The following is a 25,655-nucleotide window of genomic DNA, read 5'->3' as shown; positions in this document are numbered from 1 at the left end:
TTACCAGAAATAAATTCACTTCTTTTAATTCAAAAAATTTCCCATGTTCGGGATTTTTTTTAAATAAAATCCGAATTAATAAGTACAATGGCTTAGTTTCTCAGCTTCATCGAGTTTACTTTTTCGATCATTTCGAAACAGGACGTCGCTTAGGCAGTCATTTTGCCGAATTTAGACGGAATCCTTATCCTATTCACGTTAGTTCACTTTGCTTGGATTCGACGGAAATTTGCGGGGAAAAATATGGCTTCCGTTCGAGTTCGTTTAATTTCCCGTGTTTAGAGTAGTTATTTATTGCCGATCGTTCGGATAGATGATTTCATGCTTTGTCTTGATGTTTTGAAAAATGCAGATATAACGCTAAAATCGCAATTCAAGGTTCATGAAACTTCCCGGACCGACATAGTTTCGCTAGCGGAAAGCGTTTAGATAAACTTAGAATTCGGATCGCTTGGTATTTGTGCCGGCGGCAGGTACAGCTTGAATGCTGCACAGACCGAACATAGGTTAAAGGCGATCGCAACTACTAGTTTGGTCGATCTAAGACAACTGCGCAGGGACGGTTTGGGTGGAATGTTGAAATCACAATTGCAAAAACGTATGGATGAATTGGCCGTTCAGCGATATTTTTCTCGTTCCCGGATGGAGACTATTCTTCCGTTTTATCCGCAGAAGAAATGCATCATAGTGAATATAGATCGCTTTAAGCTGCTTGGATGGCCCTTCTAATTCGAAAAATTAGATTTCCAGAATATCACCCTTCTTCTCCTCTTTTAACTCTCATTTGACAAGTGAACGGACGAAAAGTATAGAGGTGCTAATGAAATGTATAGTCCGTTATCGCCAAGATTATTTCCTTTTTGTTAGAATTCATACTTTGGAGTTCCCCCGAAAAAACGTACCTGGTCATGCAGTAATTTTTTCTCCGAACTCGACCGGACTAAGGTAACTTAAAGCCGAGTGCCTTCTTCTTCTTTCTTTTAGGGGAGGCTTTTGCTCTACCGTTAAAATCAAGCGATAGATCGATCCAATACTGAAACTCTTTTTTTGATTTTATATCCTTCTCGTTAACGTATACAAATCCCTTCATTACCTTACCGTTATGAATCATCGGCCGACATTTCTTTTTTTCTAAAACGGACTCGTATATATCCGGATCGATACGACACATTATTTCATCGTTTGATACGCAAATGCACATCTTGTCGTTTAACATAAAGCATATTCCTCGAAACATTTTCTTTTCTTCCAAATTTTGTAGGTGGGCTAAGGCCGCTCGTATCCGGATCGCTAGTGTTTCGCTGTATGCCATAGTCGTTTCTATACCGTGATGATTTGTCGTAGAGTTAATTGGATTATCGATTTTAATTAAGCGAAATATCTGTTTAAGAACGTCCTTTGCTCGAGTAAATATTCTATTAGATGACAATAAGTGAAGACGGAAATATTTTTGTCCGGTGGAACTATTATACACTAAGACTTCTCCATTCGCTCGTAAAGTCAGAATTTTCGCAATAGAAAAAGAAATACCATTGAAACTCACTGAGGAGAATCCGTATGAAAAGAGATCCTTTCTTCTGGAAAAAAATCCTGCCGGAAAAATTCCCGTCTTACTGAGGGAGAACGGCGAACCGCTTATTGATAGTTTTGTAATCTGCGAATATATCGATTTACTCAACGACTCGCCGATCTTCATCCCTAGAAACGGAGAGGAGAGATTCGAAGTATTACATAGAGCTGCGATAGCGGATGCTATGTTGGAGGCGGGACTGGCTCTTTATGTGGAGAAAAATAATCACGGCAATGATATAAATTTAAAATTTCAAAGGAACAAGGAATTGGCGGTTCAAACATACTTACGATTTTTTGAAGATAGAATCGACGATTTGAAAACTTTTCAATTCGATACTATATCATTGATCTGTGCACTGGGATCCATAACGTTCCGAATTCCGGAACTTGTGGATTATTCGAAATTTTCGAAACTATCAAATTGGTCGCAAGAGATCAGTCGTCGAAAAAGTGTTTCAGACACCGTTCCACAACTAGGATAGGCAACATATTTACGACACGAGTTTTCGGGATCTCGATAGTAATGTTCTCCCGATGCAAGGGTCGTCGATAGAGTTTTATTAAAGACGTGCAAATTATTATATTCAAAGATTTCCCGCATCGTTTATGCTAGAAGTTTCCCGGTTCTAAGTCCGATGTATTGAAAATAAAGTTTGAGGGTCGTACTTGGACACTTTTCTTTTCCTAAAGTACGCTAAGAGGCAATCCGAAAAGATTTTCGATGTATGATAAGCATCGAATTCCCCGATCTGAATTCGTTAAAAAATTATAGACTTAGAAATCGAAGGATTAATAGTTCTGTTCCGAGTCAATGAGGCTGCATAGGTCCAGGATAGTTATGCATGGGAATTCGAAATTTTAATTTTATCTTATTGCTGCTCCTTTTTTTATTCTCAAACGGAATTTCGGGAAAAGAAATAAACGGTAAAAACTGGACAACTCATCCGGATATCAAGGAAATCCGTTCCATCTACGACAGGATAGAGAAAGAGATTAAAAACAAAGAGCTAGCTAGTAGTAAAAAGGAGTTCGAGTATTCAAAGCCTTATAAACCGACTTTGAAAATCGCTTTCTTCAATAAAAAGCATATTATTTGCAAGTATGTGGAAGAAATGGGCTCGGACGATTCCGCAATAAAAATAGAGTACTATTACGATGATCTAAAAGCGTTGCGTTTCGTCTTTATTACCGGCGGCTCTGTAAACGGCTCTCGTTTAGAGCATCGTCTATATTTCGATTCCTTGGGCAAGAAAATTTGGGAGATCCGTAAAATCGTTAAGGGGCCTGGCTATACGTTTCCGATCGAATGGCCAACCGAAGAATTCATTTGGAATCCTGAAAAAGAATTTAACGGTTAGCGCAGGCTGCACTTCGATTATTAATTTGTAGTCACAATGGGAATGATCAAATTTTACGAGACATCCATCATGAATAAACTCATAATATTTTGCCTATTAATCTTCGGTATTAATGCTTATTCCGAGAAAGAAAAATACCATTCCGGAAACTCGCCGACCAAACTTAGAACTAAACCTTCGAATGACTCTAAAGTCCGAAACATAATTCCACCTTTAACCTCGGTGGAGGTCGTTAAAGCTAAAGCTTGGCAATCCTCCAAGCAGAATGAGAAGCATTGGTATTATTTTCCGAGCGGAAAAGGATACATCAACGGAATACGGTCGCTTAAGATTAAAAAGTCTGCTTACATCAAGTCATTAGAATTAACTAGGCAAAATTCAACCTGCCTTAGTATTTCGTCCGAAAGATTATTGTTATCCGAAAATAAGGCGACTTACTACGCCGATTTCGCGAACGAGGGGGAAGAGAGTGTTAGGGTAAAGCAAATCGGATTTTATAAAGTTTCGGATGATAGCATTTTCATAACATTGGTATCCGGATCCGAGGAAATTATTCTTTGTAACCGGGGGCGTGATGCGGAAGGAAAACCTTGCATAAAGCCGTCCAGGCCGAAGGTGATAGAAATAAAATATTACGAATCGCTGAACGGATTTCTGAATCAGGAAGACGAGCTACCTACCGAGATGGTTAGAGCGGCATATTCGAAAAATTGTACGATAACTACAGTTGACAAAGAGAATTTATGCTACGGTAAACCTGATACTATCATTGCAGGTTATTGGTGCATAAAAGAGTAACTTGACGGACCGAGAAGTCGCGCTGCTCCTGCTTAGTCTTTTAATCAATCTTATTACTCGGTTCTAATTCCAAACAATCTTAATCGGAATGAATGAAATATTAGGGTAATCATAGAGGCTGCTCTCTATAATTGCCCTATGTGTTTTTAGTGAGACGCTAACCAAGCGACTAAGTCTTTCAAGACTTGAGCTCTATCCTGCGGAAGTTCGTTCATGGTTTCGTGAAAGAGTCCTTCATAGATCTTCATCGTTTTATCTTTCGAGGGAATCGCTGCAAAGGCTTCTTCCGTTCCGACCGAAAGTGCGATCGCATCTTCTTTTCCGTGAAACAAATAAACTGGAAGATTAATTTTGGAAGCTTTTTCCAAAGCTTTTTCCTTCGAGTTAAGTATAAAATCACCTAGATATGCGCCCGCCTTATCATGGACTAGCGGATCGTTTTTATAAGCAGCCACTGCCTTTTCGTCCCTAGACAGCGTCGCAGCATCGAGACCGGTAGAGATCGTAAAGCCGGGTGAGGTGCCCGCAATTAATCCGAGCATCGCTTTTTTTACTTTTGCGATAAAATTCGTTTTTACCTCGATGGGCAGACTGCTTAAGACCAATCGATCTAAATTTGCCTGGTAGCTAGGATCTCCCGCATAGAAGAGAGCGATCAGTGCCCCCATCGAATGACCCATCAACGTTACTCTGGAAACTCCTTCTTTTTGTTTTGCGATTCCGATCAGCTGATTCAGGTCGGTTAGAAATTGGTTAAAATCCGTTATGACACCGCGATCCCCTTCCGATTTTCCATGACCGCGAGAATCAATTAAATAAACGTTATATCCTTTTCCGGCCAGGGCCTCTAATAGATTTTCGTATCTCCCGCCGTGTTCTCCGATTCCGTGTTGAACGACTAAAACTCTAGGTTTGGAGGCATTCTTCGATCTATAGCTTCGGTAGTGGATGGAAATATTACCCACGCCTGTGAATTTTCCGTCTTCAATATGGTAGGAATTTTCTAAATTAGATTTACTTTCATCACTCGCCTGGAGAACTCCAGTCAAAGAAACCGATATCATTAGATACGTCAGAGTAACTTTTAAGATCTTTCGTTTAAAAATAAATTGCATAAGTTTTTTCCCGTAAAATTTCTGATTCATTTGCATTTTTCCCAATTCCTTCGCAGTTATTTCTTCCAAGACTCGATCGTTTTGATATGTCTATGAAGGAGATTTCCATAACGGCATTCGACATTCAAAGTCTGTGAGATTCCGAATCTTATTCTAGTTTTTCTGCACAAATAATTCCGTTTCTATGTTCGCTTCATTCAGTTAAGATAGAATTTCGTTAATAGTAGGGAAAGAAAATTTCTATACGTATAAACGCTTTTTGATCGTTCTATTTTGAACAATTGTAATTCTTTAGATTTTACGAGCGTTTATTATTTACCGGACAATCCTTTTTTGGAATATTCACGGCCCAAACTAGTTCGTTTATATGGCAAGAATAATGGAAGTTTAAAGAGAGCGCTCGAGGCGGCTTCCGTTAGAAACGAGTATATTTCCGATATTCGGATCCTTTTACGAATTTATATTTGTATCTGTTGATCCGAATTTGAAATTTTAGCAAGAGCGAATTAATTCGATTTGAATTCTATTCGGAATTACAAAAAACAGGATAGCTTTAGAGGCAAACATTATTACTTAACTTAAGAACGTTCGAAATATAGCGAAAATTTCGGCAGCCATAACTCATTTCGAAAATCAATGCCGACGAGTTCCTCATAGACAAGGCGGTTCATCCGATTCGAAAAGCGAATTTATTCTTACTCCGAGAAACCGATCGAAAATATTTCGGTGCAACCCGAGAAAATCGAATCTCCAAAAAATAAATATTTCAAGCGGAAATAAAATAGTTACTTACGTTCGAATTTTCGAAAAGGAACGAAATTTTCCAGATTGGAAAATCTCTCCATCCACTTTTGCACATTAGTATATTCGTTAATATCGATTTTCGCGTCTTTGGACACCGCGCAAAACGGAAAACAGGATACGTCCGCCAGCGTGGGTTTATTTAATTCGATCCAATCACGATTTTCTAAACGATCATTTAATACACTCAAAGCCTTCTTTCCTCTTTTTTGATAGGTTTCTCCATCCTTACCGATTTTGAATTTATAATGAACTCGAGCTAAACCGATTCCGTTATGCAACTCGTTCGCGTCGAAGAATAGCCATTGTAAAACGGCGGCTCTATTCTGTATATTTTGCGGAAACCATTTATCCTGCCCGTATTTTTCGGCCAAATAGATTGATATGGCGTGACTGTCCCAGATAGTGATATCATTTTCCATCAACACCGGTATCTGAGAGAGGGGATTTATTTTTTTAAACTGCTCTTCATTTTGTTCCGATCGTAAAAGATCGACGGTAATTTCGCTAAATTCTAAATTTAAAAGATTCAGTATCAGCCTTGCTCGGTATGAGTTTATGGATATTGAATGGCTATAAAGGATTCTTTCCATCGTGCTTTATTTTTGCTCCGCTCGAAAGGCTACCGAACGGTCGGTAGTTGTAAAGCATTTTTATAGGGGATTGTCGTACTAAAAGTCGATTTTACGCGGATTCGCGAAGAAATACGGTCAGCATCGATTCCCTCCGAAGGTTTATCTTCCGCTCAATTGATTGCGTTCAATAGGTAGAATATTGAAATATATTTAATGGATTGTGGATCGAATTGGAACGGGATTTAGAAATGCTTCTTCCATTCGGGAATCTGCAAAGTAAGGAAGTTTTAGATTACAATTTTTTACATATTTCTGAATTCTTTATGAATTTGAATTCGAAGAATATTACTTGAGTCGGTTTGATATCGATCTCGCATCTTGAACTTAATGCGTGTCCTTTTACAATGGATGTTAAAAACATCCATATATGGAAAATGTATAAATATTTCTATTAATTTGTCAAAACAGTGTAAGTGATCGATGCGAAGATTAAGGGTAACGAAAATCAAAGTAGCGATGAGGGATCTAACAAAATTCGTCATACCTCCGGGCGGCATTTTAGTAAATGGAGAAATAATTTTTATATTGACTTTCTTGGAAAATTCAATAGATAATCCGAACCTTTCGGGCCGAACCTTTATCACGCTGAATATTTCGATGAATAAATACAATATATTTGGCTGCTTAATTGTAACATTCTTTTACTTCGTTTTAGGGTATCCGCTCGAGGCTCAAAGTTCATCCGAGCCGATTTACATAGGGCAATTTCAAACTTTCGACTCAAAGTTGGAGCCGGAAATTTCGAAAAAAATTATTGAAAAACTTAAAAGCCAACTCGAAACCTTACGTTATTCCGTTGATATTCTACCGCCTTTAAATCCGGAGGAAAACTTTAAACGAATCTCCAAGGGGAACGTATACTTGACCGGTTTCTATCGGAGGGAGAAAAATACCGGCCGACTCATATTGTACGGACAGATTTATAATGCCGAAAAAGGATTCTTAATAGATGCCTATAATAGTTATAACGAAGTGCAAGGATTGGAGGAAATAAAAAATGACTTACCGAAAGACGAGGGGCATCAATCGGATGAAAGCGTTATTGACCAATTTACGCAAAAAATCGTATTGTCAGTGCGAATCAATAAAAACAAGCAAGAAAGAAGAGAGAATATAAACGAGTATGTTTTATCCAACCCTATAAGTAAGAAATTTATCTTTCCGGTTCAAAAGGAAGATATTAAAAAATCTACAGAACAAGTCTTTAATTTACTCCAATCTCAAGTCACGACGGCATCCACTAAAACCGAATTATTGACTCACGATGCTCCGGACCTTGTTTCCGTGATATCCGATAAAGAGTTATTACATTACGGCAGGATATCCTTGAATGATGTGCTTGGGAATCTACCGGGATATGCACCGTCTCAAGACTATGATCGAAATACGATTAGCTATCGAGGAATGTTCGAAGGTTGGAATAATAATCATCTTCTAATGCTTGTGGACGGGGTTCAGTTTAACGATAATTTATACGGCTCGGCTTTGACGTCGGAAATAACTCCTCTGAATATGCTTAAATCCGCCGAGGTGGTAAGAGGTCCGGGATCGGCCTTATACGGTAGTAATGCCATGAACGGAATCATTTCTTTAAATACGTATTCGGGTAAGGATCTGAGGGGAGAGATGCAGACTAGAGTTCGGATGGGAACTTCAGGGACTAAGATTTATGATTTTAGGACTGGTAATACGGGTAAGTTGTTCGATTATGTCATGAGTTACAATTCATATGAAACAAACGGAAATAACTATAAGGATTACGACGGTTCGGGTAGAACGGATATCACCGGATTTTTCTTAGCTAAGTTTCCCGTTCAAGACGCGAGATCGAATTATTATCTTTTTGCGAAGTTGGAAGGTAAGGATATATTAGAAGGTTTAACGATTCAATATCATAGACAATACTGGAATTTTCAAACCGGGCACGGTTGGCTTTGGGCAATTCCCGATTATAACGGAAAAATGGACGAGTATCGAGACATGGCCTCGATGAAATATAAAAATAAAATAGGCTCCAAGCTCACTCACGAATACGTATTGCAATACCAAAAACATAGTATTGATTGGAACACTCGTTACGCTCAAAACGGTTCTTCAGCGGGATTCTATCCGGCCGGGGTCAGCGAATATCTAAAAACTAACGGACAAAGTCTTTTCGGGCGGGCCCAGCTAACGTATGATTTGGGGAACTCGGGAAGTATTTTGGCCGGCGTTGAAACCACAAGATTCATTTATACCGGCGATCAAAGTCATTATGCGAATGCCAATCTTTCCGATGCTGCGGATTCCTTTCCTCCGTTCGCAAACAATGCAAACGGAACTCTCGGGCCCTGGTTAGCTTGGATTAAGAATAAGCCCGTCTGGACAGTGGGTGTATTCGGACAAATGGTTTCCCCTAAATTCTTATATAATAAGTTGCAGCTGACTGTAGGAGTGCGAAACGATCAAACCACCCAGCACTATAGGGGAATTGATAATCCTTATAGCAACTACTTAGGATTTCCGTATGCACCGAATGAAAAGCGTGTTTTTAGAAAGACGAGCCCTAAGGCTGCTTTAGTTTACTTTATTACGAATAGTTTAAATTTAAAGCTGATGGGCGGGCAAGCGTTTCGAACTCCGTCGATTACGGAAATGTTTGGTGCGAATACTTTTTCCCTTGCATCGAACCCTAGACAATTGAGGCCGGAAATTGTGCGAGATTACGAGGCCGCTCTCGACTGGAATTTAAATCAATATATTAACTTTCGCGTAAACTATTTTGTAAGGAATTTTCAAAACCAAATATTTTACAGTCTGCAAAACAATAATTTAAGCACGAATATTTACTCGGCTGTTACGAACGGGGTCGAATCCGAAATCAATTTTACATTCCATCAATTCTCGGGTTTCTTCAACTATTCTTATGCTCATCGGTTAAGCGAAAAGATTTTGGACAAAACCATTTCGCCCAGTCAGAATCAAATGACTTGGGCGCCTTCCCATCTTGCAAATATGGGAATACGATATGTTACTAGTAAGATTGAAAGCAGCATTCAGGCCCATTATCAAGGAACCGTTTATAGAAGATCATCGGATTTCGGTCCGATCGACCCGACTACCGGGATCTTGCAAAGCGATTCGAGACTGCAATATCCGCAATATCGGCCTAACTATGTGGGAAACTGGGTGAACGTGGATGTAAGATTAGCATATTACATTACCGAAAAGATTAGTATAGGCTTCTTCGCTTCGAATTTGTTAAACAATCAACAGAAGCTGATCAAAATTAACAACTTTCCTTTCGACTACTCGAATACGCAAAGGCAGGCTATGGTCGACCTAAACGCCTCTTTTTAAAGATTATTAGAATATTCTAAATCTAAACATGACTTAGACGGAATCCGGCTAATTGGTTCGTTTTGCTTGCAGAATTTGAATTGCCTCACGTTTCTTATTCGAGAGGCGCAAGTATTCCTGGGCTCTCTTGTCGGAAGGGTCTATTAAAAGAATATGTTCGAATAGCCGAATTGAATTTTCGTATTCTCTTTGCGAATAGAGGTTTATGCCTTCTTTCAAATAGTCCGATATCTTCGAAAGCTCGGATACTCGGATATGACTTAACTCTCCGACGGATTTTGAATTTTGCGGATAGGTTCTAAGTGAAGAAAGATACATTTTAATCGCATCGAATACTTTTCCGGTCCTGGCCAGACGCTCGGCCGAAATTCTTTCCGCTTCGCTTTGAGCAAAGGTTGCAGTCGCCAATCCTTCTTTGGCGATTTGTAAATTCGGGTTGATAAATAGGACTTTTTGATATTCGGTTCTTGCTTGGGGATAATTTCCTTTCTTGTAATATTCCTCGGCAGACAAAAGCAATTCTTTGGTTTTTCCGCCGGTCATTTTTTCTATCACTAGCTGTAAGTAAGAAGAAACCGATTGGTTGTTAGGATCCTTTTTTAGGATAGTTTCAAAGATGACTCTCGCGCTCTTTAGTTTTCCTTCGTTTAATAGGTTGATTCCAACCGTGAATAATTGAGTGAGTTTAGCTCTCTCCTTTATCTCATTGGGGATGTTCAATCCAGATTCGGCAGCGTAATTTTCATTCAGAAAAAAGGCGGGTTTATCCGGTAGGATGAACTTTTCAGTCTTACAAGAAGATTTGTCGGACAATATTCGATTCGCTAACTCTCCGGTTTCAATTCCTAATTTATTATATTCAGGGCTTATTCCAAACGTCGTCCCCGCTCTTACTAGGGCAGGGAACGGAGCGCCTAATATTATTTTATTCTTCCGGGCGAATGCGGACAGTTCTTCGAAAATTGCCCTATTATAAAGCGGGTCCTTGATTATTATAAATGCGTCATACTCTCCCTTTATTTTTTCCAAGCTGCTTCGAAAATTTTCCTCGCCGACTTTCCATTTGCTGAATAGCAATCGATATTTTAAATCTACGTAATCTCCTTCCGTAGCAAAGAACTCCCCCTCCTGTTGTGAGTAGAATGTAATCACTCTTTCGGCATTCGGAGAAAGTTCTTTTATTGCCTTAAAGAACTCCGCAATCGAAATATCCATGCCGATGCCGCAAATATTGCTCGAATTCATTCCGAAAGATTTCGGGTTGCTTACCATAGTAAAGACTACAGGTATTTTCGTAATATTCTCGCTAGCTAATTTCAGGGCAATGGGTCCTATCGCTATTAGGAGTTTCGTATTGGTGGCTTCCAATTCTCTAAAGTAGCTGGTGATATCTTTGTTTTCGGACTGAATGAGGTCTACATAAGAGACTCTAACCGGGTGTTCGAGAGTGGATTGAATACCGTACAAAGCTTGTTCGTAGATATTATTGTCGGAAGACAGTAATATCTCTATATTGCCCGGTGGAATGCCCGGTGCGGAAAATAAATTATTCGGAAATTTCGATAAGACTAAGATTACGAGGACAATCATGGTCACTTTTAATCCGAAGTTATGAACGTTGATATTACCCATGGCAAAAAATTTACTTATGAAAATTATACTTCGGAAGCTAATCGGTTCGACTCTAAAGATTCGATTTTAGCAAGATTTAAAATGGCTGTTTTGAAATCGGGTTTTATTTCCAAGGCTTTCTTCCATTCTTCCTTAGCCTGAAAGATATTGCCATTTCTATAATAGATGCTTCCGAGATTATTGTGGGCATGGTGGTTTTTAGGAGCTTTTTCGATCGATTTCAGATAGAAACGCTCGGCATTCGCTAGATCGTTCAGTAGAGAATGGCAATTGGCTATTCGGAACAGTGTCCAGGGGTTATTTCCTTCTATTCTGTTTGCTTTCTCGTAAGATTCCAAAGCTTCGCCGTAATTTTTCTTATGGTACAAATAGTCCGCCTTCGTGAGGATATCCTCTAGGTTGACGTATTTGGTGTTGGCTTCGTCTAATATTTGAATTTCCTCGACAAAGCCGTCTTCGCTCATTCCGGATATTATATTTTCGTTAAGAGCTTCGGCATCAGGATGATTGGGCTGAACTTCCAGCGCTTGATGGGCGATTTTCTTAGCCCTAGGATAAATCTTCATCTTGAGATAGACATCGCCCAAATTCAATAAATTCATAAAGTGAAATCTGTCTCTTAAAAACAGTCTTTCGCCATAGTCGGCGGCCTCGGAAAATCTCCCGAGTAATCGGAGGCTATTGGAAATCCAGTAGATACACTCGTTATCGCCGGGTATGGCAGCTATGTATTTTTCGAAGAAAGGCAGAGCTTTATCGAACTCTTTATTTTTATAGTGAATGCTTCCGGCGATCTTTAGAAGATCCGGATATGAATCCTTTTTTTCTCCGAGTCCCTCTATCATCGTAATGCATTCTTCGAATCTTCCGTCTTCAAACAGCCGTGAAGTATCCCGTATTACTTTCTGAATTTCAATCGGTATGTAGTTTGCGATCATGGGGATATCATGCTTTTCTAAGTATGATATCCTCAATATGGAAAAATCATCTATAAGAGTTCCGGAGCTTTCGACCTCTTCTTTTATTTTATATAAATTGCCTTTTCCGTTCATGACATGCTGCAGGAATTTCGTTTCATCTTCGTTAATAATATCATCCTCTCCCGATTTGGAAATTAATATATCGTCCCTCCCGTCCGAGCCGATGATGATAACGTCGCCAGGGAGCATCTGGAAAAGTCTGATATAAAATTTATCTTCCTGTTCGGGCATTCCCAATTTTCTTAAACTTAAGTTTGTCTCTAAAAAGGAAGCTTCGGAATCCCTATAAAGAACGGTCCAAGGATGCTCCGCATTTATATAATATAACAGTCCGGAATCGGTGTCTACAAGTCCCATGCAAACCGAGATATACATGCATCCGTCGAAAGATAAAAATACGTTTTGTAGATCCAAAAACCTTTCCTTTAACCAAGCCTCCGGAAAAATCTTCTGATTTTTCGATCTCTTATATCTGAGGATAGCGGAATTAAAGACCACGCCTAAAACGAGAGCGCCGCCGGCTCCTTGCATGGATTTACCCATCGCGTCCCCGTTCGCAAAGACCGTATATTCTCGACCGTCTAACCAGATACGATCGGTTATGCAGATATCTCCGCCGAGTTGGGAGTTCCATCTGCGAAATGAAAATTTCTTTTTCTGCTCTACGAAAAATTCGGTTTTTACTCTTTTCGAAATATTATTGTTCGGCTGTAGAGGTTCCAATAGCACGGAAGTGAGATAGTAATCCGCGTCTTGCGAAACTTTTAATGCCTGAACTTTTTCTAGAGTCTGATTGAGTTCGTCCGTTCTTTGATGGACCATCGATTCAAGATTCTGAGTAAAGTCTCGGATCTGCGAAGTCATCCTGTTGAACTGCGAAGCTAGGACTCCGATTTCATCCTTTCCGCTGATCGCTATTTGAAAATTTAAATCTCCTTCGCCGATGATCTTAACTCCCTGGGACAGAGTACGAATCGGTTTTGAGAAGTTGATTGCAACTAAAATCGCTATTATGATTCCTAATACGAATAATGCGCTAGCGACACTGATAATGCTTCGCCTTATCGCATATACCGGTTCATAAACTTTGTCCTTATCGAATTCGAATATGGCGACTCCCACCCACATTTTTTGGCCTTGGTAGTTTATGAAAATAGGATAAGAAAATCTTAGAACGGTTTTTTCATTAATGGAAATTTCGTTTAGAGTAAGTTCTTTGATCGAGGAAATTTTTTGAAATTCCGATTCGGGTATATCTTTCCCGATTTTATCCTCGTTGAGATCTGCGACATATTTTCGATCTACGTTGATCACATACGAATCGATTAGTCCCGAAATATTACTTTCCCGTAATCGGAGTAAGCTCGTTCTAGTTGCATCATATGTTTCATTGATTAGCAGTTCTTCGGTAGCTAAATTCGCAATATTATTGGCCAAGTTTCGACACACTTCGAACGTTTTTTCCAAAACGATAGCCTGATTCCGGTACAACACAATAATAGAGAGGGGGAGTACGCAGAGAAGGACTATCCCTGATACGAATATAATCATTTTTGTCCGAATTTTAAGATTATTCAAAATGGAAAAAATATATTTCATTCTGGGCGAACCTTAAGCGGAGGCGGAAACATTGCCGTGTGTTTTGGCATTTGTCAAACAGTTTTAGCCACTCGCATTTTAGTAGTGGGGCACCGTTAACGATCTTTAAGACGAAATTATTTTACTTGATCGGTTTCTATTTTAAGTAAAAAGGATGCCGCGCCTTCTTGTATTGTTCGGTCCTAGATTCAAGCGAATTTTTCCGAGAGTCGATTACTTCTGTGTTTCATTTTTTCGAACTATTTCAGTCTCTTATCAATTATATTTCAAAGGTAGTTCGTTCTGCCCAGACCAGATCCATAATTCCCCTTCGCAATTCTTGTCAGATTTTATATTGCCTTGTTCGAGACTTCGTTCCAGTTCAAGTAAGTACTGTTTATTAGGTATCCCGCCTCCGTATCCGGTGAGATTTCCGTTCGATCCGATAACTCGGTGACATGGGACGACAATTGCCATCGGGTTTTTACCGTTGGCAAGGCCGACGGCGCGGGAAGCGTTCGGATTATCGATCCGACGGGCCAATTCTCCATAGGAAATAACTCTTCCGAAAGGTATCTTCACAAGCTCCGTCCATACTCGTTTCTGAAAAGGAGTTCCTATCATAGTAAGCGGTAAATCGAATTTTTTTAGGCGTCCGGCAAAGTATGCTGTGAGCTGTTCGGATGCGAGCGATATCGGTTCGAGATCGGGATGCTCGATCCAATCCGCTGCGATTTCGGCGCCGTATTTTTGCTTATTCATACAAATGCGTGTGATGTTCGTTTCATTCGATATGATAAGAAGTTCGCCGATCGGTGATCCTATTTTTGCGTAGTATATCATATCTTCTCCTCCAAAGATTTCCATAGATGCATCGTTGCATAGGATCGCCACGGTCGCCAATTCTCCGCTATCTTTAATACGTTACTCGGATTATTTACGCCGAGCGCTTTATAAATTCCTAAATCCGTATGCGGAAACGAATCAGGCCAGCCGAAGACACGCATCGCGATGTATTGGGCGGTCCAATCGCCGATTCCAGGTAAACTCGTCAATTCCTCGATCTGCTTTTCGAAATTAGTATCCGGTTTAAGATTCAGTTTCTTTTCGGCGACTGCTTTCGAAAATGCGAGAATCGTTTCGGCCCGTTTTGCAGGTAAACCCAAGGTTGCGATTCTCTTAACGTTGGAATTCGCTACGCGCTCCGGAGTCGGAGTCAAATATGTTAATCCCGTAATGCCGGTCTCAATAGTAAGACCAAAGATTCTCACGAAACGAGCTGCGATAGTGGTAGCCGCTTTGACGCTGATTTGCTGTCCGAGGATTGCCCTAATACCCACTTCGAAAGGATCAAAAGAGCCGGGGACACGAAGTCCGGGATTCTTTGCGGACAATTTACCTAAATGATGTGCGATCGAAATCGGTTCCGCATTGAGATCGAATAATCTTCGGAGACTTGATAGTATCGGGATTAAAGCCGGGAGGAGCGAAGAGCTTATCCGTGCTCGTAAAAGATTTTTTCCGTTAACGGGCGAAACCGAAATAATACCGGTGACACCGTCAATGGAGACGGTTCTTAGATACTTTTCATCCTGAATCTCTTCTACGCCGGCCAGAATTCGTTGACCTAAAAAACCGATAATAGAGTTCCAGTCGAAAGGAGGGCGGAAGCTAAGATCGCAATCGATTTTATCTGAATTCTTTGTTGTAGGACGATATGCTTTCCTGAATTGACCCGGAACCATTCGATACCGGCTCTTGAAAAGAGTGTTGAATCTCCTTAGGCTCGAGAATCCGCTCGTAAACGCTATTTCGGTAATTCGAAGATTCGTATCCGTTAATAGACGTTTCGCAAGGAGTAATCGTTGCGTTTGCGCTAGTTCAATCGGAGATACTCCGAATTTAAGTTTTATAACTCGTCTCAAATGGCGGGATGTAACGCCGAAATCATCTGCGAGATCTTCGATTGAACCTTTGTTCAATGCTCCTTCGTCAATCATTTGCAATGCCTGAGAAGCCAATCTACTAACCGCCTCCATCGGAGAATATCCAGGCGCAAGTTCCGGACGGCAGCGTAAGCAAGGACGGTATCCGGCGACTTCGGCCGCCGCAGCGCTCGGATAAAAAGAACAGTTCTTTCGAAGCGGTAATTTTACCCGACAAACGGGGCGACAGTATATCATTGTGCTTTTGACTGCTACGAAGAAAATTCCGTCGAATCTTGTATCATGAGTCGACATGGCTTGGCAGCAAATATTTGCATCTAACATTCTAATAGCATTATAAAACAGCTTTCGTAAGATGGCTCGCCGTTTTCGGACTTTATACTGTAAAAAAAATAGGATATGAAGTCTCAATTATATGACGGTTCTCGAATGGGGATAAATGATCGTATTGCTTCGCGATGCCCGAATTGTTTGTTTATAAAATATACGATCAAAATATATGGTTTTTCTAATTATTCGGTTATGCTCCCGCGTAAAAAGTAATGGGTATTCAAAGAGCCGATCTTACTCATCGATTCCAGTTATAAATTTGGAACTATTCTTGAAATTATTTTTAACGGTTTCGATCGGGAAGGAACGGAAGAAGCAAGGAAAATCGGTTACAGCGGCTTATCCGAAGAGCGAATACTAATATGCATGAAAGATATTTATGCTGAAAATAAATTAGAACGGACTAAATTAGCAAGTTATTCAGCTCGGAAATTATTTTTTCTTGGCCTTTTTCTCTTATTTCTTTCAATCGTTCCTAAATGCTATTCATGTTTAGAAGGTTGGATTTGTGGTTAAACGATATTTTAATCGATTGTTTATCAATGCTTTCTATCTAATAGTTACCAGCGGGTTCAGCTTAAATTGCTGGTCGAATCCGATGTTTCTTCCTACCGTTGAGTGTTGGGTTCAAGTTCCGAGTTTTCGTTGCCCTAAGTCCGATATAAATGAATTACTTTTGGCTCTATTTGCATTTAGCCCCTCGGTCACGGTCTCAAATATTGCGAATCATTCTATTCTTCAAACCGGATTCTTGGTTGGTCAAATTCGTTTGGGAATGGCATCCGTATCCGTTTCTTTAGACGGTGGACCGTATTCCAACGCTTTGATCAACGGCTTGAATTGGAGATACCAACTTCCTGCCCAGGCAGTTACTGGAACCCATTGGAATGTAGGTACTAAGCACACGATTTCCGTAATCGCGGCAGATGGGAGCGGAAATCGGACACCTCCTATAGTCTTCACGGTTATTAAAGGAATCAATCACGACACCGATGGGGACGGATTTTCGGACGTAGTCATTACTGCCGTTCCGAGTAATGCCGTTCAAGGTTATGGCTTGGTATTTTTGGCGCACGGGAACACAGGATTACCTTCCAGTTCTCCCGATTCGATTCTGACAGACGGTCTTGCCGGTGGCTCATACTTCGGAGATAGAATCGGCGTAGGTGATTTTAATGGGGACGGTTATGCGGATATCGTAGTCGGAAGCCAGGCAGCTCCCGGATTCAGTACATTCGGTTACGTTTACATTTTTCATAGCTCCGGGCAAAGCGGCGTTACTAGTCAGAATATAAACACGGGGGGCACTTATAATAGTCTCATTAAAGGGCATGCGAGCGGGGATAGATTAGGCTCTTTTGTAATGGGAGGCGATCTCAATAATGACGGCTACGACGACGCAATCTTAACCAGTCCTTGGTCAGGTGGCCTTGGATACGTTATCTACAGTCTAGGAACTGCCGGCGTTCCTTCTAAAGATCTATCCGTAACCTCTGCCGATATAACGTATAACTTCGGGGGCAATGACGATTTCGGTCTTCAATCCGCGGTGGGAGATATTAACGCTGATGGTTATACGGATCTTGTAGTTTCTGCGCCTACCTATAACGCTCAACAGGGAAGACTTTATATTTTCGTTTCCAATTCCGGCGCCATTCCTGGCGCTCCACAGCAATATTTGCTAGGTCCTACCTCTCCTGCGCCTGGCTGCACTGCCGGAACCGGCTGCAACTTCGGAAGTTCTTTTGTCCTCGCGGATTTTAACGGAGACTCTTGCGCCGACTTGGGAGTCGGAGGAAATACGTTTAACACTAATCAAGGAATTGTTTTTGTTTTTAACTCGAATTGCGGATCGGTCACTCCCTATTCCTCGGTTCCGAATGCTACATTAATCGGACCCGCTTTAGCTACTTGCACCGGCGGTACAAATTGTTCGTTTGGTTCTTCCGTTTCTACCGGAGATACGAATGGTGACGGTTATTCCGATCTATTTGTAGGTGCGTATCTTGCGTCGGCAGGTTATGGAAATGCATACCTCTTTCGAAGCCCGGGCTCGATCGGATTTTCCAATGTAGATTTAAGTTCGGGCGGAACTGCTTCTTCCGTTTTAACCGGTTCCGGGGCCGGCTTAAATTTCGGAATTTTTACGGCTCTTCAAGATATAACAGGGGACGGAATGTCCGATCTCTTAGTTAGCGCCTCGACAGGAGCCGGCACGGTATTCTACTTCAAAAGCACGGGAGTGTCCGGCCCGGGAAACCAAAATTTAAGTGCAGGCGGAATAGCTACTTCAGTCTTGACAGTTCCTTTCGGGCAAAACTTCGGAAATGCAATCGCGTTGAATCGGGATGGATCCGAAAAAAACGTAGGTCTTTTAGTTCCTAGTCTCGAACAAACAATGATAATCGTATTTAAGTAATGAAGTTAGATCTAATTTTTAATATATTATAATACTTGAATTTTATATTTATTGAATTAATTGGATGGTTTGCGCGATGCCTTAATAAAGGGCTAATCACTCAAATGCAAATATGAATGGGGGAAGGTAATGAAATGAAAATTAAAGGACCAAGCTTTAAGAATATAGACGAGTATATCGAAAATTCTTCTCCCGAAGTCCGGAAACTTCTCGAAGATCTGCGCTCTACTATTATAAATTCCGCACCGACTGCAGTTGAAAAAATCAGTTATCGAATGCCGGCCTTCGAACTAAACGGCAACCTCGTATATTTTGCCGCATATAAAAACCATATCGGATTTTATCCGACTTCCAGCGGCATAAAATCATTTCAATCGGAATTATCACGATATAAAACCTCCAAAGGAGCGGTCCAATTTCCGTTAGATAATCCTCTACCGTTAAAGCTGATTAGTAGGATCGTGAAATATAGAGTAAAAGAAAATATCGCCAAGGCTAAAAAGAAGAAAACTTGACCGTCGATCTTCTTCTTTTTGGCGATCGATCACATTCGAATAATACGTTTCGGATCGGTTCCGATTCTCAACTTAGAGTTAATTGAAATTTGCACCTAATTGAGGTTAGTCTATTTCACTTATCGTTTCCTTTCCCGAGAGAGGAAGGTTCGCATTTCTTCGATCATTAATTCGGCGGAGTCTTCGAAAAAGAAATGATTCGCGTTCGGAAGTTCGATCGTTTTGTGTCTGGGAAAGGCTTTTTGGAATTTGATCAGATCCTCTCTCGGGAACCCTCGATCTTGGAGGGCCCAAAAGATGAGCGCCTTCTTGTCCGCTAAACGAGGAAGTTCGGTCTCGATTTTTGTGAAATAATCGGTGGCAGCGACGATTTGTCCGGGATAGAAAGCGGCAATACCGCGGCGATTGAGAGGTCGATACGGACTCAGATATGCATCGATTACGGCGGGAGAAAGTTCGCGAACGACACCGTTCTTGATAGCGAGAGAAGTGAATCCGTTAAAATTCATTTGAACGAATTCACCGACAGGTCCGCCTGCAATGACTGAGAATCGGCCCCTTGAAGTACTTGTATCGGTTTTCCAGGCCCAAGTGCTTCCGAGAATCACGTTACGAATAAGCTTTGGACGCCTTTCTGCAAATCCAAGTCCGAATGGACCTCCCCAATCCTGCATGACCAAGGTTACGTTTCGTATCCCTAAGCGATCGACGAACTCTTCGATAATAAGACTTTGCTCAAGTGGTGTGAAACCGAATTCAGGCGGGGCAGTCGATAGTCCGAAACCGGGATAATCGAGCGCTATACATCGGTATGAACCACGAAGACCTTGGATAAGTGTTCTCCACTGGAACGACCACGACGGGTTCCCATGCAGAAAGAGTAATGTTTCTCCATTGCCTTCATCCACGTAATGGATGCGAGCTCCGCTTGAGAGATCCATAAACTTATGATCTACATCGAAGATTGTGCGCGGGATCTCCATAGCGAGATCCCGGATATTCTTCGGCTTTGCTCGTTCGCTTGAAAGTGCAGTCGCGATGCCGACTATTTCTAACACTCCGATTATTAGGACGGCTGCGATACCGATAGGTGAGCGTATCGGGTGATCGACAAGTCTAGGAACAAGTAAGACTATGGTAAGCAAGACCAAAAATAAAGCAGGAATTGCGGCCGCGCCAAGTCCGGCTACTCCTAGCAATTCTAATCCCAGGAAAATGAACAAGAAAAGTACTAATAGAATGATCGCGAATATGGACCGTGCTCGTTCGATTCGTCCGGAGAGTGAGGCATACAAAAAAGCAGCTGCAATTGTGATCAAAATACTGACCGGCGCAAGGACAGCGTATCTAAGTTCGGAAAAGAATGAGATCCCACGAGCGTGAGGCACGAGCTCGACTGCGATTGTGGAGACTACTACCGTACCAACGGACGTAGCTAAACCCGACCAGAATATTCGCAAAATTCCGCCGCTTGTCCAAGGCATCGATTCTTCGAGAGTCTGATTTTTTACGAAACCTGTCATGCGCTTACCTCCTGAAACTTACTAGAAGTTGCCTCTTCAAAGATTCCTCGTTCGAAGGAAATCCCTATCCGATTCGACATTGCATTCAGAACGAATCCCTGCTTTTGATATTCCGCGAGCACTGCTTTCTTTGCGGTTTCGAGTGCCTCTTGGCTTTCCCAAATTGCAAACGTGACAAAGTAAAAACGATTTCCCTCCTCTTCTCGTATATAAACGGAATCGCTCACGAATCCGGGTATCGTTTTAATAAAACTCCGGTTTATCCGAACTCGCTCCAAGAATTCCTCTTTTGACGTTTTTGGAACTATAAATCGGTCGATTAAAATCTTCTGCATACCATCACCTCCGTATAAGTTCAGCATACGTTAAAAGCGAAGGTAAAAATTGTAAAAAATCAGTAATTTACCACATTCGCTGATCGCAAAAAAAGTAACTCCGGTTTGTCGAAGGGGGAGTTTACAATCGACGATTTCGAGCTGAAGAGAGATCATCGAGAAACCGGGTCTGCTTCGGATTTTGTAAAGCCGCTCAAAATCTCCATAGCTGCGGTAGCTCAACATTTGCAATTTTTGGAAGAGAGCGGGTTAGTGCGTATGAAAAAAATCGACAGGGGACGAATCTGTCAAATCGAACCTTCCGAATTTTCTGCCGCTAGTCATTGGATTGCCGATTTGCGTGCATTGCGGGGAGGGAAGTTCGATAGATTGGGGGATCTGATCGCCGAATCCGACGATATGGGATAAGGCCGACGGGGGCATCGTGATTATGATTATTATTAAGAATAGTAATATATTATAATTTTATATATTACCAATATTTAGATTTGAAAAATTCTTTTGGAGTTAATCCGGTAAAGGATTTGAATTCCTTGATAAAATGCGCCTGATCATAATAGCCCGCTTGATACGCAGTTTCGGTCAGACTTATATTCGGGGAATATTGATCGATCAGATTTCGCATTCGTACAATCTCCGAAAACTGCTTAGGTGTGGTTCCGATAATTCTCCTAAATTTCTTTTCGTAGGAATCCCTACTGATAGGTAGTCCTTTTAGCAACTCTCCGATACGAAGATCTCCTTTTGCAGCGCGTATCTTTCGAATCGTTTCTAACACCAGCATGTCCGGTCGGATTCCTTTCAATTCCGATAACAAAAATCTTTCTATAAGCGAAATTCTTTGCCGGTGATTATTCGCTTCGAATAGTTTCTCCTCCGTCTCCAGAATTTTGATTCGGTCCGTAAGATTATCCAAAGATAGATTCATTCCAAAGATTTCATGCATGGGTTCTTTAAAGAAAGCGGTTGCACCTCCTTCTTTGAAAATCACAAGTAGCGCGGCAGCCCCCGGCGAGTAGCGAATCAATCTGGGAAATCTTCTAATTCCTGAAATTCCTAAAAGTGGAATCGAATTTTCGCCGAATTCCTCTAAGGAAGAAACTCTTCCTTTAATACGAAAAGACAATACGACCGAGGAGCTTGGAAGAATTCTATTCTGCATTCCGTTATCGCTCTCGATAACGAGATACGTTTGAACGAACGGTTTTAAGAGATCGCTCGGTATGTATTTCTCAATTTTCATAGTGTGTCAATGTAGCTAGTTCGATCTGAAATCGAGTTAAAATGCCCGAATTTCAGGCAGGGAGTCTATTCGAAAAAGGCAGGATTTACCGAAAATTTTTCCCCGACGCTGTCCAATTTCGACATTCTCAATCCTTATTCGATTATAGTTCAAACCATTCACAAATTATTTGAAGGAGAAATGAAATGGCAAATCCTATAAATTCGATCCAAGGGAAGGAAGAGGCCGTACTCTCGGAATCGGAAAAGAAGGCAAAATGGATAAAAACCGCTAAATGGATCTACTGGGTGATAACGCTATCCTTCGTGGTAACGATGTTGATGGCCGCGGTCATGCTACTTGCAGGAGTTTCCTATAATGTGGAAGGCATCGTTCACCTGGGGTATCCAATTTACGTCTGCAAAATTCTGGGAGTAGCAAAACTTTTAGGCGGGATTTTCATTTTACAGAATAGGTTCCGGATCTTAAAAGAATGGGCTTATGCAGGGTATTCGTTTAACCTTCTTGGAGCAGCGGCATCGCATTCGTTTTCCGGCGATAGCTTCGGAGCGATCATTACGCCGATCGTCATTCTTTCCATGGTTTTACTTTCTTACCGTCAATGGAAAACCGGTTGGATGTAAGGATGATCTTAGGAGAACCAAGGTGAAACAGAGAATTAACGTTTATGAGAAAGGTGGTAACGCAATGAAACCTCTATTCGGTTTAGGCACGTACTTGGCGAAATCGATCGTAGAGAAATCACTCCTGGATTTAATAAATTTTAGAGTGTCGCAAATCAACGGTTGTGCTTATTGCCTCGATATGCATTCGAAGGACCTGCGCGCAAAGGGAGAAACGGAACAGCGTCTTTATATGTTGGAAGCTTGGCGGGAAACTCCTTTTTACTCGGATCGGGAACGCGCAGCGCTAGCATGGGCGGAGGCAATCACTGAAATCAAGGAAACACGCGTTCCTGACGAAGTTTTTGAACAAGCTAGAAAACAATTTTCGGAGGAAGAACTGATTGATCTAACTTTATCGATTATAACGATTAACAGTTTTAATCGCATTAATATTGCGTTTCGTACGCCGGCCGGAACATATCAGGTCGGTCAGCATGCAGCGTTGATAAAGTAGAGATTCAATCTAGCTTTAAGTTCGTTTTGTTCCGTAAGTTTAACAAAAATTATTAGGAGAAGAATCGATGAAAGATTTTATGCTATTATTCAGGCAACCTAACTATGATTACAGTAATGCGTCGCCTCAAGAGATGCAGGCATTGTCCAAAAAATGGCAAGACTGGGTCGGAGGCATAGCGGCACAGGGAAAATTGGCGAATAACGGTCCCCGCCTATCGATGGAAGGAAAAGTTCTGAAGGCCGGAGGGGTTATTACCGACGGTCCTTTCGTGGAAATCAGAGAGCGCTTGGGCAGCTTTATCATCGTTAAGGCTGATACGTTGGAGGAGGCTACGACATTGGCTCACGGTTGTCCTGCGTTAGACGCCGAAGGTAGCGTGGAAATTCGACCAGTTCTTTGATCAATTTACGTTAAGGTGGGCAAAGCTTTCTTCCGGAAGAAGAGAGCTTTGCCGTTTAATATGGAAAAAGAATCCGAATCATTAAAGCAATTATTCCAGAAGGAATTTTCCAAAATGGTTGCCGTTATTAGTAAACGTTTCGGATTACAACACATAGAATTAGCCGAAGATATCGTAAGCGAAACGTTCTTATTGGCATCGGAAACCTGGAGAATTAAAGGCATTCCAGGCAATCCGACGGCATGGCTTTACGTCGTCGCAAAACGAAAAACTCTTCATCATTTCAGAAGAAGTAAGACTTTCGAAAGAAAAATAATTCCCGAATTAACCTTAAGGCAGGAACGGAATTCCGAAGCCGCCGATTTAAATTTCTCCGAACAAAACATCAAGGATAGTCAGCTTCAGATGCTTTTTGCCATTTGCAATCCTGCTATTGCAAGCGAGGCTCAAATCGGATTGGCGCTGCGTATTTTATGCGGTTTCGGTATAGATGAAATCGCAGAAGCATTTTTATCGAATAAGGAAACGATCAATAAAAGGTTGTTTAGGGCAAAAGAAAAATTACGGATTGAAAAAGTAAAAATGGAGCTCCCGCAGGAAAATGAGATAGCCGACCGGCTCGATAATGTTCTACACATTATTTATCTTCTTTTCAACGAAGGATATTATTCAAAAACTCAAAATCGAATTCTGCGAAAGGACTTTTGTTTGGAAGCTCTGCGCCTCGGCGTTATGCTCTCCGAGTATGAGAGAACGAATCGACCTAGGACGAATGCATTGCTTTCCCTAATGTGTTTTCATGCGTCTAGATTCGGTGCAAGACAAACCGACGAAAACCCTCTCGTTCTATACGAGCTGCAAAACGAGGAATTATGGGATAAGGCGTTGGTAAATCAAGGAATTCATTTTTTGAATATTTCCGCCCAAGGAGACGAGATAAGCTCGTATCATTTAGAGGCGAAAATCGCTTATTGGCATTGTATAAAGGAAGACACGGAGGAGAAATGGAAAGATATTCTTCAATTGTATAATCAGCTTCTTATGGTAAATTATTCTCCGAGCGTAGCATTGAATCGGACATTCGCCTTGTACAAAGCGAATGGAAGAGATGAAGCCATCGTCGAGGCGGAGAAGTTAAAGCTGGAAAATAATCATTTTTACTTCGTTCTATTAGGAGAACTTTATAAAACTGTCGATGACCGAAAAGCGAAATTGAATTTTCAAAAAGCTTATTCGTTAGCCAAGACGCAGACAGAAAAACTAGGTATTCGGAAAAAAATAGACGATATCGGATGATTTTTGCAGTGCCTTATTCTAAAGTCCCTGGTTCTAAGATTGAAGTTGTAACTTGACTTGCCTCCTTTGAGTTAGGTAATTTAAAACTACGGCGGTATCTATGAATAACGATAAATTATTTCTAAGCGTGATAGTCCTGTTAACTACTATGCAAATAGGTTGCGGGAAAAACGATGAGGGACGTGAAATTCCGAATTGGCTGGAGCAAGGGGCACTCGTCGTCGATGTAAGAACTCCCCAGGAATTCGCAGTCGAACATTATCCGGGAGCGATCAATATTCCCATCAATGATCTGCACTCGCATTTGGGTGAGTTAGGACCGAAGCAAGGAAAAATTATATTGTACTGTCAGTCAGGCGGTAGAAGTGCAAGGGCAAAAACAATTTTGAAAGAGGAAGGATTTACCGAAGTACGGGACGCGGGCGGTATTCGAAATTTATTCTCCGTCGCCTCCCAAAAGTAATATTCCATCTAAACTTAAATTTTCTGGATTGCTCCACAGGAATCGCTATTTTGAGGCCGGTCTTGGGAAGGAGTTTAATTATTTGCGGAGATTCGCTCGAAGGGATTAATTTATCTCAAGCCATGATTTTCCGGCATATAAAAGTTTTTACTGCGGCTCTGACAGTCAAAGATATGATTGAGGATTTTTCAGTCAGTAGAGAAAATTTGCAGGACGATTTGAGGAAATCGCTCGTCGTCTTTAAGATTATTAACG

General features: G+C 41.2%; 23 protein-coding genes. 13 read left to right on the top strand and 10 right to left on the bottom strand.

All coding sequences use genetic code 11. The features are described from left to right. Positions 1-480: 480 nt before the first annotated feature. The gene (locus LEP1GSC050_RS20905) at positions 481-729 is read left to right on the top strand and encodes a hypothetical protein (RefSeq protein ID WP_010570174.1); all 249 of its coding nucleotides are present in this window, start codon (positions 481-483) and stop codon (positions 727-729) included. Between the two features lie 211 nt (positions 730-940). On the opposite strand, the gene LEP1GSC050_RS20185 is transcribed toward LEP1GSC050_RS20905, so the two are convergent. Further along, positions 941-1,312, bottom strand: coding sequence for a TfoX/Sxy family protein (locus LEP1GSC050_RS20185; protein ID WP_040912047.1), 372 nt, complete (start codon positions 1,310-1,312; stop codon positions 941-943). 145 nt (positions 1,313-1,457) lie between these two features. On the opposite strand from LEP1GSC050_RS20185, the gene LEP1GSC050_RS20180 reads away from it, so the two are divergent. The 3 genes from LEP1GSC050_RS20180 to LEP1GSC050_RS20170 all read left to right on the top strand — a co-directional run bounded on the left by LEP1GSC050_RS20180 (position 1,458) and on the right by LEP1GSC050_RS20170 (position 3,728). Continuing rightward, positions 1,458-2,054: a glutathione S-transferase N-terminal domain-containing protein gene (locus LEP1GSC050_RS20180; protein WP_084695357.1), complete on the top strand. Its 597-nt coding sequence runs from the start codon at positions 1,458-1,460 to the stop codon at positions 2,052-2,054. Positions 2,055-2,414: 360 nt separating this feature from the next. Then, entirely contained in the window at positions 2,415-2,930 is a 516-nt protein-coding gene (locus LEP1GSC050_RS20175) for a hypothetical protein (RefSeq protein ID WP_010570171.1), read from the top strand. Between the two features lie 69 nt (positions 2,931-2,999). Beyond that, positions 3,000-3,728 (top strand): hypothetical protein, encoded by a 729-nt coding sequence (locus tag LEP1GSC050_RS20170; RefSeq protein WP_010570170.1) that lies wholly within the window; start codon positions 3,000-3,002, stop codon positions 3,726-3,728. 146 nt (positions 3,729-3,874) lie between these two features. Here the strand turns inward: LEP1GSC050_RS20170 and LEP1GSC050_RS20165 are convergent, their stop codons facing one another. Beyond that, a complete protein-coding gene (locus LEP1GSC050_RS20165; protein ID WP_051185019.1) occupies positions 3,875-4,792 on the bottom strand; it encodes an alpha/beta hydrolase in 918 nt (305 codons plus the stop codon). Positions 4,793-5,628: 836 nt separating this feature from the next. Beyond that, positions 5,629-6,237, bottom strand: a complete 609-nt coding sequence (locus LEP1GSC050_RS20160; RefSeq protein ID WP_010570168.1) for a glutathione S-transferase family protein — start codon at positions 6,235-6,237, stop codon at positions 5,629-5,631. 639 nt (positions 6,238-6,876) lie between these two features. Between LEP1GSC050_RS20160 and LEP1GSC050_RS20155 the strand changes: the two genes are divergently transcribed. Continuing rightward, the gene (locus LEP1GSC050_RS20155; protein ID WP_040912044.1) at positions 6,877-9,618 is read left to right on the top strand and encodes a TonB-dependent receptor plug domain-containing protein; all 2,742 of its coding nucleotides are present in this window, start codon (positions 6,877-6,879) and stop codon (positions 9,616-9,618) included. Positions 9,619-9,666: 48 nt separating this feature from the next. On the opposite strand, the gene LEP1GSC050_RS20150 is transcribed toward LEP1GSC050_RS20155, so the two are convergent. From LEP1GSC050_RS20150 to alkA, 4 genes are all read right to left on the bottom strand, one after another. Beyond that, entirely contained in the window at positions 9,667-11,208 is a 1,542-nt protein-coding gene (locus LEP1GSC050_RS20150; protein WP_020987893.1) for an ABC transporter substrate binding protein, read from the bottom strand. A gap of 65 nt (positions 11,209-11,273) precedes the next feature. Then, entirely contained in the window at positions 11,274-13,697 is a 2,424-nt protein-coding gene (locus LEP1GSC050_RS20145; protein WP_232225851.1) for a tetratricopeptide repeat protein, read from the bottom strand. Positions 13,698-14,084: 387 nt separating this feature from the next. Beyond that, a complete protein-coding gene (locus LEP1GSC050_RS20140) occupies positions 14,085-14,651 on the bottom strand; it encodes a methylated-DNA--[protein]-cysteine S-methyltransferase (protein WP_010570164.1) in 567 nt (188 codons plus the stop codon). Beyond that, entirely contained in the window at positions 14,648-16,078 is a 1,431-nt protein-coding gene (gene alkA / locus LEP1GSC050_RS20135; protein WP_010570163.1) for a DNA-3-methyladenine glycosylase 2, read from the bottom strand. The genes LEP1GSC050_RS20140 and alkA overlap by 4 nt, the downstream gene beginning before the upstream one ends. 514 nt (positions 16,079-16,592) lie before the next feature. On the opposite strand from alkA, the gene LEP1GSC050_RS20125 reads away from it, so the two are divergent. Both LEP1GSC050_RS20125 and LEP1GSC050_RS20120 read left to right on the top strand, forming a co-directional pair. Next, a complete protein-coding gene (locus LEP1GSC050_RS20125) occupies positions 16,593-18,503 on the top strand; it encodes an FG-GAP-like repeat-containing protein (RefSeq protein ID WP_010570161.1) in 1,911 nt (636 codons plus the stop codon). A 134-nt stretch (positions 18,504-18,637) separates the two neighbouring features. Beyond that, positions 18,638-19,018, top strand: coding sequence for an iron chaperone (locus LEP1GSC050_RS20120; protein WP_010570160.1), 381 nt, complete (start codon positions 18,638-18,640; stop codon positions 19,016-19,018). Between the two features lie 119 nt (positions 19,019-19,137). Here LEP1GSC050_RS20120 and LEP1GSC050_RS20115 read toward each other — a convergent pair whose 3' ends face one another. Together LEP1GSC050_RS20115 and LEP1GSC050_RS20110 are read right to left on the bottom strand one after the other, a co-directional pair. Next, a complete protein-coding gene (locus LEP1GSC050_RS20115) occupies positions 19,138-20,541 on the bottom strand; it encodes an alpha/beta fold hydrolase (protein ID WP_010570159.1) in 1,404 nt (467 codons plus the stop codon). Continuing rightward, positions 20,538-20,876, bottom strand: a complete 339-nt coding sequence (locus LEP1GSC050_RS20110) for an antibiotic biosynthesis monooxygenase family protein (protein ID WP_010570158.1) — start codon at positions 20,874-20,876, stop codon at positions 20,538-20,540. Before LEP1GSC050_RS20110 ends, LEP1GSC050_RS20115 begins: the two co-directional genes overlap by 4 nt. Positions 20,877-20,981: 105 nt before the next feature. Between LEP1GSC050_RS20110 and LEP1GSC050_RS20105 the strand changes: the two genes are divergently transcribed. Continuing rightward, entirely contained in the window at positions 20,982-21,284 is a 303-nt protein-coding gene (locus LEP1GSC050_RS20105; RefSeq protein ID WP_010570157.1) for an ArsR/SmtB family transcription factor, read from the top strand. Positions 21,285-21,348: 64 nt separating this feature from the next. Here LEP1GSC050_RS20105 and LEP1GSC050_RS20100 read toward each other — a convergent pair whose 3' ends face one another. Next, the gene (locus LEP1GSC050_RS20100) at positions 21,349-22,119 is read right to left on the bottom strand and encodes a helix-turn-helix transcriptional regulator (protein ID WP_010570156.1); all 771 of its coding nucleotides are present in this window, start codon (positions 22,117-22,119) and stop codon (positions 21,349-21,351) included. Positions 22,120-22,304: 185 nt separating this feature from the next. Between LEP1GSC050_RS20100 and LEP1GSC050_RS20095 the strand changes: the two genes are divergently transcribed. From LEP1GSC050_RS20095 to LEP1GSC050_RS20075, 5 genes are all read left to right on the top strand, one after another. Further along, positions 22,305-22,742 carry a DoxX family protein gene (locus LEP1GSC050_RS20095; RefSeq protein WP_010570155.1) on the top strand — a complete coding sequence of 146 codons (438 nt, stop codon included), beginning with the start codon at positions 22,305-22,307 and terminating at the stop codon, positions 22,740-22,742. 22 nt (positions 22,743-22,764) lie between these two features. After that, complete coding sequence (locus LEP1GSC050_RS20090) at positions 22,765-23,238, top strand: carboxymuconolactone decarboxylase family protein (protein ID WP_010570154.1); 474 nt, start codon at positions 22,765-22,767, stop codon at positions 23,236-23,238. 67 nt (positions 23,239-23,305) lie between these two features. After that, the gene (locus LEP1GSC050_RS20085; RefSeq protein WP_010570153.1) at positions 23,306-23,641 is read left to right on the top strand and encodes a YciI family protein; all 336 of its coding nucleotides are present in this window, start codon (positions 23,306-23,308) and stop codon (positions 23,639-23,641) included. Between the two features lie 60 nt (positions 23,642-23,701). Continuing rightward, positions 23,702-24,937: an RNA polymerase sigma factor gene (locus LEP1GSC050_RS20080; protein WP_010570152.1), complete on the top strand. Its 1,236-nt coding sequence runs from the start codon at positions 23,702-23,704 to the stop codon at positions 24,935-24,937. 100 nt (positions 24,938-25,037) lie between these two features. Then, positions 25,038-25,400, top strand: a complete 363-nt coding sequence (locus LEP1GSC050_RS20075) for a rhodanese-like domain-containing protein (protein WP_010570151.1) — start codon at positions 25,038-25,040, stop codon at positions 25,398-25,400. Positions 25,401-25,655: the final 255 nt, after the last annotated feature.

The organism is Leptospira broomii serovar Hurstbridge str. 5399, assembly GCF_000243715.2.
GTDB classification, from domain to species: Bacteria; Spirochaetota; Leptospiria; order Leptospirales; family Leptospiraceae; genus Leptospira_B; species Leptospira_B broomii.
This window is presented reverse-complemented; position numbering and strand designations above follow the sequence as displayed.